Origin of the sequence: Paenibacillus sp. (assembly GCF_048976745.1) — a bacterium.
Lineage (GTDB): Bacteria > Bacillota > Bacilli > Paenibacillales > Paenibacillaceae > Paenibacillus.
Genome location: NZ_JBHGUU010000009.1, coordinates 136565 through 153965, shown reverse-complemented (window position 1 = coordinate 153965; position 17401 = coordinate 136565). Strand labels below are relative to the sequence as shown.

Genomic DNA, 17401 nt, shown 5'->3' with positions numbered 1-17401 from the left:
CATGGAACGGTTTAACTACAAAAAGTCGCAAGACGTGCTGGCACTATCCGCCAGCTTTACTGATTTTGCATACAAAAAACATTGCCACGAAGAGTATGCGGTTGGCGTGACTTTACGTGGCATTCAACAATACAATTTGGACGGACAATATCAGGCTTCTCACCAAAATGGCGTCATGTTGTTCAATCGTGAACAGTCCCATGATGGAAGCTCCTATGATAAAGCTGGCATTGATTATGTGATGCTGTATTTGAAGCCGGATCTGGTTGAGGAGATTATTGGCAAAAAGGAATTGCGTTTTGGAAGCCCCATCGTTTATGATCCCGAGCTTGCATGTAAGATCCTGATGCTGAACGATGCTGTTCAACACAGACAGGACGAAGCCGAGTGCAGCGAACGGGTCTTCGATCTGGTTCACCTTCTGGCTCAGAAGGAGATGGATACCAAGCTCTGGCTGCCCCAGGACAGTCTGGTTCGAAAAGCCAAGGAAATCATGTTTTGCAGCACCGAAGATGTACTTAAGTTGGACAACCTCAGTTCCGAATTTGGCATGTCCAAGTTTCAGTTTATCCGTGAATTCAAGGCACAAGCCGGCATATCCCCTTACCAGTTTTTCTTAAACTGCAAGGTGGAACGTGCCCGTCAATCCATCGAAAAGCAGAAGGACGTATATACTGCTGTTGCCGATTGCGGATTCGTGGATCTGACCCATCTGAATAGGCATTTCAAACGGGTATTTGGCGTTACAGCTTATGAATACATGTTGCAGCTGAACTTTAAAAATTGAACTAATGAATATTTACACTGGCCACTCCGATGACAGAATAACCTTCTGATCGCTGTTATCCCCAGATTTTTTGATCCCTTATTATAAAGGTAAAATCCGGGGATAGCGTATGCTTTCGATGCAGCTTTCTTTCAGAAAACTTTTAGGCGAACGCTACGCTTCTTCAGGTTCTTTCCGTCCTTGGGCAATTAGATTCTTTTCTTTCGTCTCCAAAACCACAAAACTGCCAAAGTTGCTAATAAAATGACTGTACCGTATAAGATGAGATCGAAAGGTCCACTTCGCCCGCCATCACTGGTTTCTCCAAAATCTTCTTTACTTACAACCTTGCCTGCGCCCAGCAATTTCAAGTCATCTCCGGCTTGTTCCACAAGAACATTGCGACTGCACAGATTCGTATGCAGCTTATGATCCAGTTCATATTGATGAGCATAGATCAGGTAGGACTGATTCTTTTCAAATTGAATACCACATGATTCAGACCCACCGTCACTCGCGATGATTTTCATCTTTTTGGCGTTAACCCCCTTCCATGCCGTATCTACATCAAAGATATACTCTCTTAACATGCCATCATGCTTCGATTGCTGCGATTGTCCTTTCTTCACCACTTCTCCTGTAAATACAGTTGTGTTTGTCTTCAATCTCTCTTGGACACCACTCTCCACACAACTGCAAGCATACATTTTCTCTCCGGGAAATAGAGCTAACCCAGACGTAACCAACAGTAGGACCAACATAAACATCACCAACCGTCGTTTCATTCCGATCGCTCCCCTCCTACATTCTCTGCTTGAACAAACGTTGTTAAGGTTACATATTTTTATTGTTGCTATATTTATTGTAAAATTATAGCACAATACAAATATCGTTATGTCTGACATAAGCAAGCACACAACATACGAAATCAACGTTCACGGAGGAACTCAACATTTGATGCACAACTGGAAAAAGAATATCTCATTCCCGCTGCTCATTGCAGCGTTATGCATGCTCGCCTTTGTAAGCATCGCCCTGTCCATCAGCGACAACCAGATTCATCGATTTGATGATACGCTGATCGGCTGGATTCAGGGGTTGGAGTCCCCCGGCATGACGCAATTCATGCACTTTTTTACCTGGATCGGCAGTGAAATGCCTGTAGTCTTCATTACCATCATCGCCATGATTGTGTTATACGTCTATCTGCGACACAAACGCGAACTACTCTTCCTGGCTTGTGTGCTCGCCGGTTCAACCCTGTTAAATGCATTGCTCAAACTGGTATTCCAGCGTGCCAGACCTACCATTAACCGGATCATCGAAGTGAGCGGCTACAGCTTCCCCAGTGGGCATTCCATGGCCGCATTTAGCCTGTATGGTGGACTGGCCTTTCTGATCTGGAAACATGTACCCACCGTCACGGGCCGTGTGCTGATGATTATTGCCAGCGCCGTATTTATACTGACCATTGGCATAAGTCGTATCTACTTGGGTGTGCATTATCCAAGTGATATCGTCGGCGGATATTTCTTGAGTGGTTGCTGGCTCTCCACATGCATATGGTTTTACCGCCGTCATTTGGAGCGCATGTCCCAACTGCAAAGCAGAAAACTGGCCTAGGCGGCTCACTATTGCACTACACCAAGAAATACCCGGCTTTCCTTAACGGAAGGATCGCCGGGTATTTCTTGGTTTTATTTGTCTACACTCATTCCTGTATCCCATCTTGTACAAGGTTCAGATCTACATGAACTGGAATATCCATCGTAGGGTAGTTTTTATAAAATGTTTGACTGTTCCAGTGACGGCTGCGACTTCTTACATAATCTCCGAATGCAGCAGGGTCCACATTTTCCGACTGACATTTTCGAACCAATTGATTAATTTTGGATTCAATATATTTTTGAACTTCATACTCCAGAGCTTTCATGTCCTTACTTGATAAGAGAAAGTCATTTTGCGAATCCTTAATAATAGAAGCATTGATTCGAATGATCGTATCCAAAGTCTCTGATGACCGATCAGAAGACCAACGATGCTTTACAGAGGAAGACAAAATTTTAAGCAATGCATAGTGATGTTCCTTCTGAGAGGACATCTCCAAGTTCGGAACACTCGTGATGGGTACCAAAAATTTGCCGTTCTTGGCGTTCTCCGTTAGTAGCTTCAAGCACAGTCCCTCCTCCTCCGTGATCTGAAGCGTGGCAACCTCACCCTTAAATATGACCAACCCATTCAGTTCAATTTTCTGTTGTTTATTAAGGGTAAGCCTTGGAAGATAAATATCCTGCCCCTTGCTGAAATACTGGAACAATGTCTGATGCAGACTGGAATGAGGAAGATTAGCGTAATTGGCATTTTGCTCAATCAGTTTCATCAGATATAACGGATCATGAAATGGCATGGATGCTTTAATAATATCCAGTGCCTTGCCTTCAGCAACGGCAAATTGCATCCGTCTGGACACTTTGGTATTGTGTAACAGAACACGTAAAATATCTCCAATGCCTTGACGTGCATACGTTTCCCCGAGTACCATCACTCTCAACTGACCGTATTCGATTGGTTCCTTTGACTGCATGTTCATTCTTGCTACAACGTCGAAACTATTCGCCGAATCGATCTCCATCAATTTAACATCACTTTTGTCTTTGTCACTATACTCCCCGATTAATACACTGTTATGAATGTGGCTGTCTTGAATATCATACGCAGAAGTTAAAACAAGGCTGATATTGTTAATGATATTGGTATCTTTACAGGAACTGAGTAGAAACATGATCGTTACGATTATCAGGATTTTGCCGATGCGGATCATCCCTAATCACTCCTCGTCCAGACGATTTCTTGGCTGCACTTTACCGGGCTTATAACGAATGAACGAGAGTGGTCTCAAATAACTCGGTCGGGTAGTCGTCTGTTCATAAGATGCTCGAATCAGGCTGTCTTTGAGATCATTAAACCGCATGGGGAAAAAAGGCGACATGTATGGCGAACCCAGGGACTTCAAACGGGACAGATGAACCAGCAAAAAACAAAGCCCAATCGCAATGCCAAATGCGCCCCAGAGTGAAGCTAATAGAATAATCGGAAAGCGTAAAAAACGAATCGCATTCGACATTTTATAGATCGGTGTGACAAACGAAGCAAGCGCAGACAAGGACACAATAATAATCAGCACATTACTTGTAAGCGCAGCTTCTACAGCAGCTTGCCCCAAAATAATCCCCCCCACCACGCCGAGGGTCTGTCCGATCCGATTGGGTAATCTCGCGCCGGCTTCCCGCAAAAATTCAATTGTCGTTTCCAGAAATATCGCTTCAAAAAATGGAGGAAAGGGTACACTTTGTCTGGTAGAAATCAATTTTCCTAATAGTTCTTTCGGTACAACTTCGTAGTGAAAAGTCATTAAAGCCACATACAGCGCCGAAGCGAATAAGGAGAAAATCACTCCAAAGATGCGGATCAGGCGAAAAAAGGAACCTAGAGCCCAAGGCAGATAATAATCCTCTGGAGAGACAAAAAAATCAAACAATGTCGATGGACCTGTAATAAAAGAGGGAGATCCGTCACTAATCACAGCGACTTGGCCTGTTATGAGTGCATAGACAACTCGATCCCTGCGCTCCGTTGTAGTGAATAATGGAAACGGCGTGAACGAATTATCTGCAATCAGTTGATCCAGTTGCGATGTGTCAAATACAACATCAAAATGAATGCCCTTCAGTCTCTCTTCCATTCGGGTCACATTATCTGGATTGGCGATGCCTTCCACATAAAGTACGGCCACTTTGGACTGGGACAAGGACCCCACCGTTATTTCCTTTACAATCAGGTCGGTTGTTCGCAGTTGCATGCGAATCAAGTGCAGATTAACTGCCAATGATTCCACGAAGCCAACTTTGGGCCCTATTACACTGAACTCATTCTCGGTGTCATTGTTACTTCGGATCCCTTCCTTGCCTGTCATGGGAACAAGAATGGTTTTCTTTTCCTGAGTACGACACCGAATCACCAGATTACCCTGAAGGAGAGCTTGCAACACTTCATCGCTCTGATCCGTCATTTTCGATTCCTCAAGAGGGATATGCTTTAACAGATCGGGAAAGTTTACTGTTGTTCCTGTAACACTTCGCTCTTGTAACGCATGAATTACAACTTCCAGCAAATGACTGTCTACCAACGTTTTATAATAGTTAAATTCGAGAGGCAATCCGGCAATAGTTATAACCTGGGTCATGAAATCATCGGAACGATCGCAGGCTGCAAGTACATCTGGAATGGATTCCAACAATTTTTCTTGCTTATGATCAGTTAAGTTCATTTTTCATCGCCTTTCCCCGTGCGGTTTGGTGTCTCTTTCGTTGACTGGGCGAACTGCCCCCGATTGATTCGAAACAGAGAGACCAGAAAAAGAAGCGGCAGATAGATGAAAATCAATACTTCTCCTGTTCGCATATATACTTCTGTCATCATGTCAATTTGGGTGCTATTTCGGATGACCATGATGAGAATCACAAAGAGTACCGTAGCTATTTTGAGACCCAGGCTGGGTCTGATCGATTTCTCTAACTTCAGACAGTGGCAGGCTGCCCAGAGCCCCAACGCAATGATCGCTAACATTTTCAGTAACCAGAAGGATAACACCAGATACTCCATTCGCTGGATCAAGGGCATTTCGATAATGCTGATTAGGCTGAGTGTTGGCCACAGATGCTCTTTCATTTGTCCGTGACTGAAGAACATAAAGGTAAATGTGAAAAAAACGAGGTACACCACTGCGGCTGTAATGACTGCTGCATAAGCCCATCGGACGGAACGTTCGGGTGTTTTGATAAAAGGATAAACGACCAGCAGAATACCACAGCCGATAAATTCGTGGAGCATATCGCGTGTTGAATGCCAAATGGAGGATGCATCATGATCCAATATTGGCAGCAGATTACGAGGATGCAAATAGGATGCCACCAGAAAAATTTGTGGAAAAACAAGCAATAGGATGAACAGTGTTCCCCAAAGACACAGGCCTGTTACCGATTGAATTCCGCCAGCCACGCAATAATAGACCAGTACCAATATCGCCAGACTGATTACCGCAATATTCTGGGTAGGAAGAATCCATAATTGAACAATATGAACATAGGAGAGGAAGGCTACAAAGGAACCCAGCACAAAGTACAAAATAAAAATCCAGTTGATGATAGAGCCTACATATCTCCCCCAATAACGTTGGTTGATATGTACAAGTGTCGATTGGATCGGGGATTGCCTTCCCAACAAGACGTACATCATTTTAATAACTACGGCGACAATCACTGAGGCAAGCACAATGCTGATCCAACCGTCATTCTCTGCCCCATGAAGCATTTTATATTGAAAATTCATCAAACCCACGCTGACCAAACTGACGTATAACACAAAAAACAGATGAATGGGTGACATACTGTAGCGGTTCCCGGATGTGTTCACAGAAATCTCCCCTTGTCAGTAAAGTAGATTTCACAGCATAGTTAAGTTAGTCGCTTTAATTCAGTATGTAAATTAATCTGCATTTTATGCACCACAATATAAAAAACCGCCTGTCCCATGTATAGGAACAAGCGAGTATTGATTTATGCAATATTATAACTCTTCACCATTGGATTCGATCACTTTTTTGTACCAGTGGAAGCTCTTCTTCGGTGTTCTGCTCAAGTCTCCGTTACCGTCGTTGTCCTTGTTGACATGAATGAAGCCATAACGCTTCTTCATCTCTCCAGTGGATGCACTAACCAGGTCGATACATCCCCACATGGTGTAGGCAATCAGATCTACGCCGTCAGCTACCGCTTCTTTCATTTGTTCAATGTGACCTTTCAGATAATCAATGCGATAGTCATCCTGAATGGAGCCATCTTCCTCTACCACATCGACAGCACCCAAACCGTTCTCAACCACCATCAGTGGAATCTGATAACGATCATACAGATGATTCAGTGTGTAACGCAGTCCTTTTGGATCGATCTGCCAACCCCAGTCGGAAGCTTCGAGATATGGATTTTTGATACCGCCCAGCAGATTACCTTCTGCTCTCTCGAGGGACTCGTCCGCACTCTCAACCAGAGACATATAATAACTGAAGGAATAGAAGTCTACGCAGCCTTCACGCAGGGTCTGTTCGTCCTCCGGTTGCATCTCGATCTGAATGCCTTGCTCAGCGAAGAAACGCTTGGCGAATCCAGGATATGCACCACGAACCTGAACATCACCGCAGATCATATTGGAGATTTGGTCTTTCTTCTGTGCAAGCAACATGTCGTCCGGGTTACATGTATTTGGATAGGTGGTCATGAAAGCGACCATACAACCGATCTTGAAGTCTGGGTTGATCTCGTGTCCAAGCTTCACCGCTTTGGCACTAGCGACAAATTGATGATGTAATGCCTGGAATCGAGTCTGTGGATCATCCACTCCGTCAACCAGCGTCTCTTTGCCTTCAAACAGTATACCTGCAGCCATATAAGCACCCATCGGCATCGTCAGACAGTTGATCTCGTTGAATGTCAGCCAGTATTTGACCTGATCCTTGTATCGATTAAAGAGAGTTGTACAATAGCGGATATAACAGTCGATGACTTCACGGGAAGCCCAGCCGTTATACTTCTGTGTCAGACCAAATGGCGTTTCATAATGGGAGATCGTTACAAGCGGCTCAATATTGTATTTTTTCAACTCGGCAAAGACATTATCGTAGAACTGCAATCCCTCTTCGTTTGGCTCCAGATCATAACCGTTCGGATAGATCCGGGACCAGTTGATGGACATGCGGAACATTTTGAAACCCATCTCTGCCATCATGGCAATATCTTCTTTGTAGTGCCCGTAAAAATCAACCGCTTCATGGCTCGGATAATACGTGCCCTCTTCGAGTACAGGGGTAATCCGGCGCGGAATCGTGTGGGTTCCTCCTGTCATCATGTCAGACGTGCTTGGCCCCTTGCCACCCTGGTTCCATCCACCCTCGAATTGATTGGCAGCCGTTGCGCCACCCCAGTAAAATCCTTCTTTCATTGTCATGACCAGTTCCTCCTTCATATCTCAACAAGACTATATAACCAGTGTACCACCCATACCCTGACACCTATTGTCATGGTATAATCAGAGCATGGAAAATAACCGATTATTTCGAATGTTGCTTTTGTTATTGGAGAAAAAGAAAGCCACTGCACCCGAACTCGCCCGTATGTTCGAAATTTCGGTACGTACGGTGTACCGTGATATCGATCGGCTAAGCGCTGCGGGTATCCCCGTCTATACGACGACCGGCAAGCATGGCGGCATTCATCTCATGGACAACTATGTCATGGACAAGTCCTTGCTGTCGGAAGAAGACCAGAACGAAATTTTGATGGGACTATACAGCATCAGTGCAATCCCACACCTGAATAGTGCTCATATGCTGCAACGGCTGACCGCGCTGTTTGATCACAAGCTGGATTGGATCGAGTTCAATTTCTCACCATGGGGCAGCATCCCCCTGCAAGAGAGAGAACTGTTCAATCAGGTGAAACAAGCCATATTAACAAATCAACTCATTACGTTTCATTATGTTAATTCGGATGGTGAGAAAAGCATTCCGATTGTGGAACCACAGAAGCTTATTTTCAAAAATAGTACATGGTACTTCAAAGGCTATATTCATGATGATCCTGATCGGAAAGAATTCGAGACATTTAAGATGAAACGGATCACCCAATTGACCTTTCTAACGAGAAAACTCAATCACCCTGTTGATGTGGGGTCAGCCCACACTGAATCAGAGGCAGCTCCTGTCCTGACTCCTCTGACACTCTCGTTCTCCAGTAATATTGCATACCGGGTGTATGATTTTTTCGAACCGTCCCTCATTAAAAAAGAGCCTGATGGCAGGCTCCGTGTGTCTCTCGAACTGAATGTAGGGGAATGGCTCTACTCCTTCCTGCTGTCGTTTGGTTCCGAGCTGACCGTAATCGAGCCTGTACATGTTGGACAGGAATTGCTCAGACGCCATATCCAAGCCGTTGAACATTTACAACATGTCATGAACAACCTTCCCAACAATGAATGATATAATATAGGCCTATACAACTTTTGATCACAGCTGACTCTCCGTCATCCATCTGACCGAAGGAGGTTTATCCATGCAAGACATTAGACGCAACAATGTGGAACGTTTCAAAGGTTTTGGTACGTTATACGATCAGAACCGACCAGCTGCTCCCACTGAAGTGGTGGATATTCTAACGACATATCTTGGCAGCACACCGCGCATGGTCGCAGATGTTGGCTGCGGCACCGGCTTATCCTCGTGGATCTGGCTGAATCAGGCAGAACGCATCATCGGCTTCGAACCCAGCGATGACATGAGATCTGTAGCAGAATCCAAGTGGGAATCTGCCGGGAAGCCTGATAACCTGCGGTTTGTGTCCGGCTTGTCTCACGACCTTGGATTACCAGATGGCAGTGTCGATGTGCTGACCTGCTCCCAATCATTCCACTGGATGGAGCCGCAACTTACACTACGCGAATTCGCACGTGTACTTCGCACAGGAGGTATATTTGCTGCCTACGATTGCGACTGGCCGCCAATGGTAGACTGGCAGTTAGAACAAGCCTATCTGAAGCTGAATCAGGAAGCAGATCAACGAGCAACCAGTATGGCTCCCCAGGATAGCCAGGCACACAAATGGAGCAAAGATGGTCATTTACAGCAGATTCAGGAGTCCGGTCTGTTCCGATATGTGCGGGAAATCGTGTTTCATCACCACGAGACATTCACTGCCGATCGATACGTCAATCTCGCCCTAAGCCAAGGCGGACTGCAAACGGCGTTGAAGCTTGGAGCGGATGATCTATTAACAGCTGCTGACGAATTCAGAGCGCTGGCTAATCGTGTATTTGACGGACAATCCAGAAAAGTACTCTTTTCTTATCGCATGCGCCTTGGTATTGTCTAAACACAGAACATTGCTTGAATCTGTTGTACATACCAAATGTTATAAAAAGGAGTTCGTACACGTCATAAACATGACCTGTACGAACTCCTTTTTATTTGCATCCTCATGAAGAGAATAAGTCATTTAATTGTCGCTCCTGTACATTCAATGCCAACACCAATTTTGTTGGGTCTTGTCTTGAATAAATGACGTTAATGATATGACCTTGCTGCACCTGTGGCAATGCAGATGACAAAATTTCTTTTTGCGTTGTCACATTGAAGGTTTCACCGTTTGTCTTGGTTATGCTGAGTTTGAGCTGAAGCTTGATCTTATTACTGCCTCCACTTCCAAGTGGAGTGACATCAAGAATCTTGGCCATCGCTTTTTCCCCTGTTCTTGCAATATCCAACATTTCAGGTGATACCCCTTGCTGTACCATCTTTTCATCCAGCAATTGCTGCATATCCTCCTGTGATAATTGCCCTTTCAAATCAAGCCCTACTTTTCGCTCATCCTTCACAGAGACGACTAACGGAATGAAACTGCCCGGCTGAAACTGTGCCATGGAGGTCAGTGGAATGACGGTTTTCATCTCCGTATCGTATTTCTCACGCCCCTTCCGCGACACCGTCAGACCCAATCGAACCTCTGGTTGTTCATTAATATACGTGCCTGTCTGTTGTATGCTCTTAATGACCCCCACTGCCGGTAAACCTGTCTTCACTCGACCTATGCCGAAAATATTGCTCAAAATCGCAGGAACAAATATAAGTGCAAACCCGGCAAAAATCGCTGGAGTATACCACCATGCCCGCATAATCATAAACGGATCATTCCACAGCTGCTGTGCCAGAAATGGGGAGAACCCCACTCCGAACACCGTTAATACGCCAATCAATCTCAGGAAACCTACCATATGTCCCACCCTCTCCTAATCCTTCTCTTCATATCTCTATCAAAATCTCTAATAGTACATCTATTCATCGTTGTTATCAGAATTATATATAACTAAAGTATCACTGTCCTATAACCATATACCTTCTAGATGGACACTAGACCCATGTAGATCAGTTCGGACGGATTCGCTGGATTCTGGCCCAATCCCACCCGATCGCCAACGCGCGGAATCTGCATTTTGGATACCAGTGTCTCCAGTGTTCGCTGATACTGGTTACCGTTTGTCTCTGTCACATCCAATACAAGCACAACAATCGGATCAAAGTTGATCAGTTTGCCTGTATCGGTGATTGTCACCACCGTTGCTGTTGCCGTTAAGGGAAGCGAACCACTCGCCGCCAACTGTGCCTGTTTCGCTGAATCCAGACTTTGGTTGATCGCCTCCCGATGTTCCTTGGATACAAAACCTTTCATCATCATGCCAGTAAGTCCTTTATTCATCATTTTATCCGCTTTGGCAATTGCATCTTCCGGTTTGTTCTTTTTACCGAACCATCCCATCATAGTAAGCACCTCATTTGTTTTATTTGATTATAGTTAAATTATAAACACCGCGGCTTGTCCTTGAATACCCTTCTGACGGCATACAAAAAAAACGAAAAATCCGGCAATTGAATTACCGGATGATCGTTTCTTTGGTAAGGAATGATACTAATTCTGCAAAAAAGGATCTGCTAATCCGATCTTCATTTCACGATTAGCAGACATATTTTGTACCAAGTGCGTTGGCAACGCACAAAATCATGCCAAAAACAGTAGAATTTTAATCCAAACGTTTTCCAAATCCACACTTTTTCAACCTTTACACTGAGTGAGCTGTTCTTCCAGAATCAGCCCCTACCGCTGAAACGTTTGATCGCTTCCTCCGTCACTGGCTGGAACAGATTAATGAGATTGCCATCAGGATCACGGAACAGCACAGCACGATTTCCCCATGGCATCGTGGTTGGTTCCTTTACCCACTCGTCCACAAACGGCTGCAAGCGCTTGTATTCGGCATCGACATCGTGGACTTGGAACTCGAGGATGACCGTGTGATTGTCGGCCGGCACTGCAGAACCAACGCCAAACAGTGGCACCGTCTGGGAGTGGCCAATCGCCAGGGTGCATGATGGCATAACAAGTTCGGCAAAGACAGGCGCGGGGCGTACCGCCGAAACACCCATGACTTTCTCATAAAACCCGACAAGACGATCCACGTCGTCGGTAATAATGCGTACAGAAGCAAAATACATAAAATACCATCCTTCCTGTGATTTCATATAATACAAGCACCAAAAAATAGTTGAGCCAGAATCAGCTTTCTATTCCCTTATGTTTACTTCATTGATGATAAAATAACGCTACTGACAACGGTATGTCAGTAGCGTTATTCAACATTTGTGCTCCTTCTGATTAACACCTTTTATTACCAGAATCACTTTTATATATCCAGTCTATTTTTTGCGTAACAAATAGACCAACTTCCGATAATACATGGCTGCTTCCTTGTATTTCCGCTGATCCTCGGATACTACGGCCATCCCCTCATATAACGGTTCAAGCCGCATGACATGCTGCGTGGATTCGAAATAAGGCAGACAGGCAAGCGCCCGCTCCATGAAAACTTCCCGATCCCCGTGTGCAAGAGACAGCTGGCTCTGGTAGAAAATTGCACTCATCTGTTGATCCTGTGTTGTTGCACATTTTAAAAGTTGGTCTATACTCTGCGCAAGTATGCCCCAGTTCTTCCGCGCCAGAGCCACTTCGCATTGATATATACAGACGAGCGGCCGCATCGCGAGCTGTGTTTCTTCTGGTTCCTGCTGCAACAGTGACGCAAATCGTTCAATCTCCGCCTGTGCCTGATCCAGTTCACCTGTCATCGTTAACATGACAATCCGATTGTTGGCAATTGCGGTCACCAGATCGCCTTGGTTCCCCGCATATACGAGGTTTGCCTCCGCCATGGTTAATGCCGAGAGTGCCTCCTGAACCAGTCCCATTGCGAAACAATAGCCACTATATGCCACATATAACCCGGACAATCGATGGAACAGCCGCTGATCATATACATGACGCATCGTAAGCTCAAATACCTGTTTCGCCTCTTCATACTGTTTAACCTGGATGTAGGCTTCCATCTTGATATTTTGCACAGACAGCCAGAATTCACTGCCAGGAAGCGCCAGCTCACTGAGCCTGGTTGCATGAGTTAGTACATCTACAAAGGCCATTTTGGAGCGATAATATTGTATTTTATAGAATAAAAGTGCCTTGACTAACGGGCGCGGCAGATCAATATCGTCTGGGCGACCATACTTCTCCAGGTAAAAATTAAGATAAGACGTATGTATATATTCATGTGCCGTTGCATCGTTTAATTGCTGATAATATACCGCCTTCATCAAGGCCGTTGTCAGCTCAACAGTCAGTGTGTCATCCCGATCTGACAGCGCATGCACCATATCTTCGGATATCGCCGACGCTGGAACCGACATTTGTTCGAAGATGGCCTCTGCCCGTTCGAGTGTTTCCTCATCCTGAGCCGCCGCCATTAGAATATAGGAAGAGGATACCCCAAGACGCTCGGCGATCGCTTCTGCCAAGTCCTCAGGAAGCGGATAACGATCCGCCAGGATATTGGCAAAGTGGGCCTGCGTGACCAGACCTTCCACAAGGTCTTTACGGGAGATTTGTTTCCTTTTGCTTAGCAGTTCAATACGTTCCTTCAGCATGATATCCCTGTCCTTTCTATCGTAACAAGCGAGTACATTCTATTCACATCATCGCAAAATTGATGATATAACGCCATTCTTCCGGCAAAATCAAACGAAACGGTTTCCGTTTCCGAGGTAATTGTTTTACAATAAGGAGGTATGTATACGAGCATTTGATCGAAATGCTGAAACATGAGCTGAATATGAAAGGATGCAAATAAATGATTATTAAACCAAGAACACGTGGTTTTATTTGTACCACTTCCCACCCTGTAGGTTGCGCTGCGCAAGTGCAGGAACAGATTGATTATGTAAAATCACAACCGGAGTTAAAAGGCCCGCGTAATGTACTCGTGATTGGTGCTTCCACCGGATACGGTCTGGCGTCACGTGTTGTCTCTGCTTTTGGAGCAGGAGCGAATACAATCGGCATATACCGTCCGAGCAGTTCCACAGAAAAACGTACAGCTTCAGCAGGCTGGTACAACTCCGCTGCATTCGAGAAAGCCGCTGAAGAAGCAGGCCTCAAATCGTACAGCATCACAGGTGATGCATTCGCAAACGAAACACGGGACAAAGCCGTTGAACTGATTCGCAGTGAACTCGGTCAAGTGGATCTGGTTGTGTACAGCGTTGCGTCCGCACGACGTATTGATCCAAACACGGGCGAAGTTTACAATTCTGTGTTGAAGCCTATTGGGCAATCTTACACGAACAAAACGGTAAACTTCCACACAGGCGAGATCAGCTCTGTTACGCTGGAGCCGGCAACTGAAGAAGAAATTCGTCAGACGGTAACCGTGATGGGTGGAGACGATTGGGAACTGTGGATGGATGCCCTGCAACAAGGCGGCGTGCTTGCAGATGATGCAACAACGATTGCTTTCTCCTACATCGGACCTGAACTTACCCATGCCATTTATCGTGATGGTTCCATCGGTCAGGCCAAGAATCATCTGGAAGCGACTGCACACAAGCTGAATGATCGTCTGAGTGCCAAAGGTGGACGTGCTTACGTAACTGTAGCCAAAGCGCTGGTGACTCAATCCAGCTCCGCGATTCCAGTAGTGCCGCTGTACATCTCAGCATTATACAAAGTCATGAAAGAAAAAGGCTTGCATGAGGGATGCATCGAGCAATTGCACCGTCTGTTTGCTGATCGCCTGTATGCGGGTGGAGAAGTTCCAACCGATGCGGAAGGTCGCATTCGCATTGACGATTGGGAGATGAGAGCTGATGTTCAGGAAGAAGTGGCGAAACTCTGGAATGAGTTGACCACAGAGAATATCTACGATCTGTCCGATCTGGAAGGTTACCGTCGCGAATTCTTCCAACTGTTTGGTTTTGAGACCGATGGCGTGGATTATGAAGCAGACGTTGATCCAAACGTTGAAATGCTCCATCTGATAAACTAAAGAAGTTTTGGCGTGAACGTGAACCTAGGTTTTCATTAGCACTTCAGATGTCATGTTAAAGATCTGATTATAAAATCAATGAAGAAGGAGGGCTCCTGTCAGCTCCTCCTTTTTTTGTCCTTTTTAGATCCTTTTCCCCTTAACAATTCCGATTTTCGTATCCATACACTCTTTTGTATATCCGCTACTCAAATCGATTTAAGCTGCTTTTTCAGTTCTTTCGGTACCGTCTTCTCAATAGAGATAGAACGCGCTCCATGCATGGTCGCAAAGAATTGAAGTCCCTCCCGAAAATCCGTAATCCATTCCTCCACAGGTGGAGCAGTCTCTTCCATGGATAACAAACGTACGGTAAGTACTCCCGTTTTGCGATCAAGTCGCGGGTCCATACGTCCGATCAACCGATCACCATGAAGAATCGGCATGGCATAATAACCATAGGTTCTTTTCACTTCTGGCGTATAAATCTCCCATTTATAATGAAAATCGAATAAATCGACAATCCGTTCTCTTCTCCATAACAGGTTGTCCAGTGGCGGCAGGAAACGGACCGGGCCTGATGGATCATAGTGTGGCTCTTCCCTTTCCATGTGCAGCAGCAAATCCTCATCTTCAGCACGTATATAATAAGGCGTCACCACGTCCTCCACCTTAAGCGGGATCATTCGCCCATCTGACACACGGGCAGCAATATCGGCGCGTCGTTCAGCCGCTGTAGATTTTAGCCAACCCAGACGGGGATCACGGGCATCTACGACACGATACGCATGAATGTATTTATCCAGCAGAGCCTGTCTCTGGGCCAACACATCCATATCTTCTTTCGGAAGTCCCTGTTGCTGCAATCCGGATTCGGTCATATGGAAATAACGTTCATTCCCCTGCCTCGCCACCACTCGAATCACAGCGGAGTCTAACAGTAAATTCAGAGCAAGTGTGGTATCCTTTGTCTTTGGCACATCTGCACTGTCCCAATAACCACTTACCCGTTCAACAGCACGAAAGGCTCTTGAAGGTAAAGGTCCTTCTTCCTGCAAACGCTGTAACACATGCTGCACTGTTTTCTCCAGACCTTGCAAGGACGGAGCCAGACGCTCCCGTAACCGGGCACGCACAGGTTCAAAGAGAGCATAATCCTCGATCGGAATGACACAAGCAGCATTGGCAAAATATTCAAACACCTTGTGATCACTGAGCAGCGCATTCAGGCTGTCAGCCGTATAACCCGGGTCACGAGCACCCAGCACCAAATGCTGGTTTCCGGTTACAGCAGCCACAGGATCGATCTGCACGCAGCCGAGGGAGCGAATCAAACTCAAAACTTGGTCGGGTCCCGAAGGCGAAGGTAAGGAAACTGCCGGCCAACGTTCCAGTAAAGCTTGCGTTTGCAGCAAAAAACGCCGAACGATTTTTTTATTCATATGCAGCGCTGTTGTCATATGTATAGGTTCTTCCCTTCATTATAGTGTACAGAATTCAATCGTCTTACTTATCCAGCTACCCGGCCTTATGGACAAAATAAAAAGAAGCACTACCATCCTGGATGATCTGCTTCTTGTGTTTGACCTTTTGCAATTTTTCCTGCTTTGTAGGCATGAGCCGTACATGCTGGGATAACGCACCATAATCTCCGTTAACTCTTCGGCTCTGTTCCGAGCACCATTGACCTGACCGCTCTGCTTTGCGTAATGCTTTTTGTGTTTGTGTACGTGCCATAATGGATCACACACTCCTTTGGTTGATATACACTCAATATATCATGTGCAGCTACACAAGTGAAGGTGCTTCCTACTGGAATGGGCATGTACACAATCAAAAAGGGCTTCTAACTAAGATCTTAGCGGGATTGCCGCTTTCGCCGGGACTGCCACGTCTCGATGGGCTCATGATCATCTTCTTCGATGAGTTCCAGTGCTTCTTCCACTCTTCTCGCTTTGAATAACAGGATTAATTCCATCAGGTCTTCCCGGTCCAGCAACTTCACTCCATTGACTGCTGCAAGCGTGCGGCAAGCTTCGGTGTATCGGGCTGACGTTAATACAATCGACCGGTCGGCTTCATAATAACGCATGGACGTATAGATTTCCTGCACGGCACTTAACCCTACGGGATGGTTTGCGCCATATCGCTTCGCTTGCACAACACTTCGTCTGCCGAGTCTATCGACAAACACCAGATCGGCCCCGAAATCCCGGCTGCTCGTCGTTTTATGAACTTCATCGTACCCAAGCTCTTCGAATAGATGATAGAGATATAATTCAAATTCCGAACCATCCTCCATCTTGTCGATGTCCTTTATTGTAATCTTCCGAGGATTGGCTTCCCTTCGGATCCGCTGCCCGCGCCCGATAACACGCCGAATAATCCAGGCCAACAGTAGTAATATGACGATAATTCCAATGACCCATAGGGTCACATTTTCATTCCAGTTCATAGCTCTTCTCCTTGTTCTATTCCCCATGTTCTATCCAACGTTTTACGCAGATATGGCTTATCACCGCACTAAATATATCAGACTTCCACCTTCATCGAAAGAAGATGAATTCCCTGTAACCCTTCCACTTCGCCAAACATGGATATCTCGACAAATCAATGATAAAAGGT

At 45.6% G+C, this 17401-nt stretch carries 17 protein-coding genes; 5 read left to right on the top strand and 12 right to left on the bottom strand.

The window, feature by feature from the left end:
* The first annotated feature begins 1 nt into the window (after position 1).
* A complete protein-coding gene (locus ACE3K2_RS16305) occupies positions 2 to 787 on the top strand; it encodes an AraC family transcriptional regulator (RefSeq protein ID WP_421892188.1) in 786 nt (261 codons plus the stop codon).
* A gap of 188 nt (positions 788 to 975) precedes the next feature.
* Here ACE3K2_RS16305 and ACE3K2_RS16300 read toward each other — a convergent pair whose 3' ends face one another.
* Positions 976 to 1551 (bottom strand): hypothetical protein, encoded by a 576-nt coding sequence (locus ACE3K2_RS16300; RefSeq protein ID WP_421892185.1) that lies wholly within the window; start codon positions 1549 to 1551, stop codon positions 976 to 978.
* Positions 1552 to 1723: 172 nt separating this feature from the next.
* Here ACE3K2_RS16300 and ACE3K2_RS16295 point away from each other — a divergent pair, with 172 nt between their 5' ends.
* Positions 1724 to 2389: a phosphatase PAP2 family protein gene (locus ACE3K2_RS16295; protein WP_421892962.1), complete on the top strand. Its 666-nt coding sequence runs from the start codon at positions 1724 to 1726 to the stop codon at positions 2387 to 2389.
* 88 nt (positions 2390 to 2477) lie between these two features.
* Here ACE3K2_RS16295 and ACE3K2_RS16290 read toward each other — a convergent pair whose 3' ends face one another.
* The 4 genes from ACE3K2_RS16290 to ACE3K2_RS16275 form a co-directional block, all read right to left on the bottom strand.
* The gene (locus tag ACE3K2_RS16290; protein ID WP_421892182.1) at positions 2478 to 3587 is read right to left on the bottom strand and encodes a Ger(x)C family spore germination protein; all 1110 of its coding nucleotides are present in this window, start codon (positions 3585 to 3587) and stop codon (positions 2478 to 2480) included.
* Positions 3588 to 3593: 6 nt separating this feature from the next.
* A complete protein-coding gene (locus tag ACE3K2_RS16285) occupies positions 3594 to 5093 on the bottom strand; it encodes a spore germination protein (protein WP_421892179.1) in 1500 nt (499 codons plus the stop codon).
* Positions 5090 to 6238 carry a GerAB/ArcD/ProY family transporter gene (locus tag ACE3K2_RS16280; RefSeq protein ID WP_421892177.1) on the bottom strand — a complete coding sequence of 383 codons (1149 nt, stop codon included), beginning with the start codon at positions 6236 to 6238 and terminating at the stop codon, positions 5090 to 5092. Before ACE3K2_RS16280 ends, ACE3K2_RS16285 begins: the two co-directional genes overlap by 4 nt.
* Positions 6239 to 6391: 153 nt before the next feature.
* Positions 6392 to 7825, bottom strand: a complete 1434-nt coding sequence (locus ACE3K2_RS16275; RefSeq protein WP_421892174.1) for a glycoside hydrolase family 1 protein — start codon at positions 7823 to 7825, stop codon at positions 6392 to 6394.
* A gap of 88 nt (positions 7826 to 7913) precedes the next feature.
* Here ACE3K2_RS16275 and ACE3K2_RS16270 point away from each other — a divergent pair, with 88 nt between their 5' ends.
* A complete protein-coding gene (locus tag ACE3K2_RS16270) occupies positions 7914 to 8855 on the top strand; it encodes a helix-turn-helix transcriptional regulator (RefSeq protein ID WP_421892171.1) in 942 nt (313 codons plus the stop codon).
* A 73-nt stretch (positions 8856 to 8928) separates the two neighbouring features.
* On the top strand, positions 8929 to 9744 hold the full coding sequence (locus tag ACE3K2_RS16265; RefSeq protein WP_421892167.1) for a class I SAM-dependent methyltransferase: 816 nt from the start codon (positions 8929 to 8931) through the stop codon (positions 9742 to 9744).
* 103 nt (positions 9745 to 9847) lie between these two features.
* Here ACE3K2_RS16265 and ACE3K2_RS16260 read toward each other — a convergent pair whose 3' ends face one another.
* The 4 genes from ACE3K2_RS16260 to ACE3K2_RS16245 all read right to left on the bottom strand — a co-directional run bounded on the left by ACE3K2_RS16260 (position 9848) and on the right by ACE3K2_RS16245 (position 13400).
* Positions 9848 to 10642 (bottom strand): hypothetical protein, encoded by a 795-nt coding sequence (locus ACE3K2_RS16260; RefSeq protein ID WP_421892165.1) that lies wholly within the window; start codon positions 10640 to 10642, stop codon positions 9848 to 9850.
* Positions 10643 to 10767: 125 nt separating this feature from the next.
* Positions 10768 to 11187, bottom strand: coding sequence for a hypothetical protein (locus tag ACE3K2_RS16255; RefSeq protein ID WP_421892162.1), 420 nt, complete (start codon positions 11185 to 11187; stop codon positions 10768 to 10770).
* A gap of 326 nt (positions 11188 to 11513) precedes the next feature.
* Complete coding sequence (locus ACE3K2_RS16250; RefSeq protein ID WP_421892960.1) at positions 11514 to 11918, bottom strand: VOC family protein; 405 nt, start codon at positions 11916 to 11918, stop codon at positions 11514 to 11516.
* Between the two features lie 201 nt (positions 11919 to 12119).
* Positions 12120 to 13400 (bottom strand): XRE family transcriptional regulator, encoded by a 1281-nt coding sequence (locus tag ACE3K2_RS16245; protein ID WP_421892159.1) that lies wholly within the window; start codon positions 13398 to 13400, stop codon positions 12120 to 12122.
* A 203-nt stretch (positions 13401 to 13603) separates the two neighbouring features.
* Here ACE3K2_RS16245 and fabV point away from each other — a divergent pair, with 203 nt between their 5' ends.
* Complete coding sequence (gene fabV, locus ACE3K2_RS16240; RefSeq protein ID WP_421892157.1) at positions 13604 to 14797, top strand: enoyl-ACP reductase FabV; 1194 nt, start codon at positions 13604 to 13606, stop codon at positions 14795 to 14797.
* Between the two features lie 188 nt (positions 14798 to 14985).
* On the opposite strand, the gene ACE3K2_RS16235 is transcribed toward fabV, so the two are convergent.
* The 3 genes from ACE3K2_RS16235 to ACE3K2_RS16225 all read right to left on the bottom strand — a co-directional run bounded on the left by ACE3K2_RS16235 (position 14986) and on the right by ACE3K2_RS16225 (position 17231).
* Complete coding sequence (locus ACE3K2_RS16235) at positions 14986 to 16236, bottom strand: DNA glycosylase AlkZ-like family protein (RefSeq protein WP_421892154.1); 1251 nt, start codon at positions 16234 to 16236, stop codon at positions 14986 to 14988.
* A gap of 58 nt (positions 16237 to 16294) precedes the next feature.
* Complete coding sequence (locus ACE3K2_RS16230; protein WP_421892151.1) at positions 16295 to 16513, bottom strand: hypothetical protein; 219 nt, start codon at positions 16511 to 16513, stop codon at positions 16295 to 16297.
* A gap of 121 nt (positions 16514 to 16634) precedes the next feature.
* Entirely contained in the window at positions 16635 to 17231 is a 597-nt protein-coding gene (locus ACE3K2_RS16225; RefSeq protein ID WP_421892148.1) for a restriction endonuclease, read from the bottom strand.
* Between the last annotated feature and the right edge of the window lie 170 nt (positions 17232 to 17401).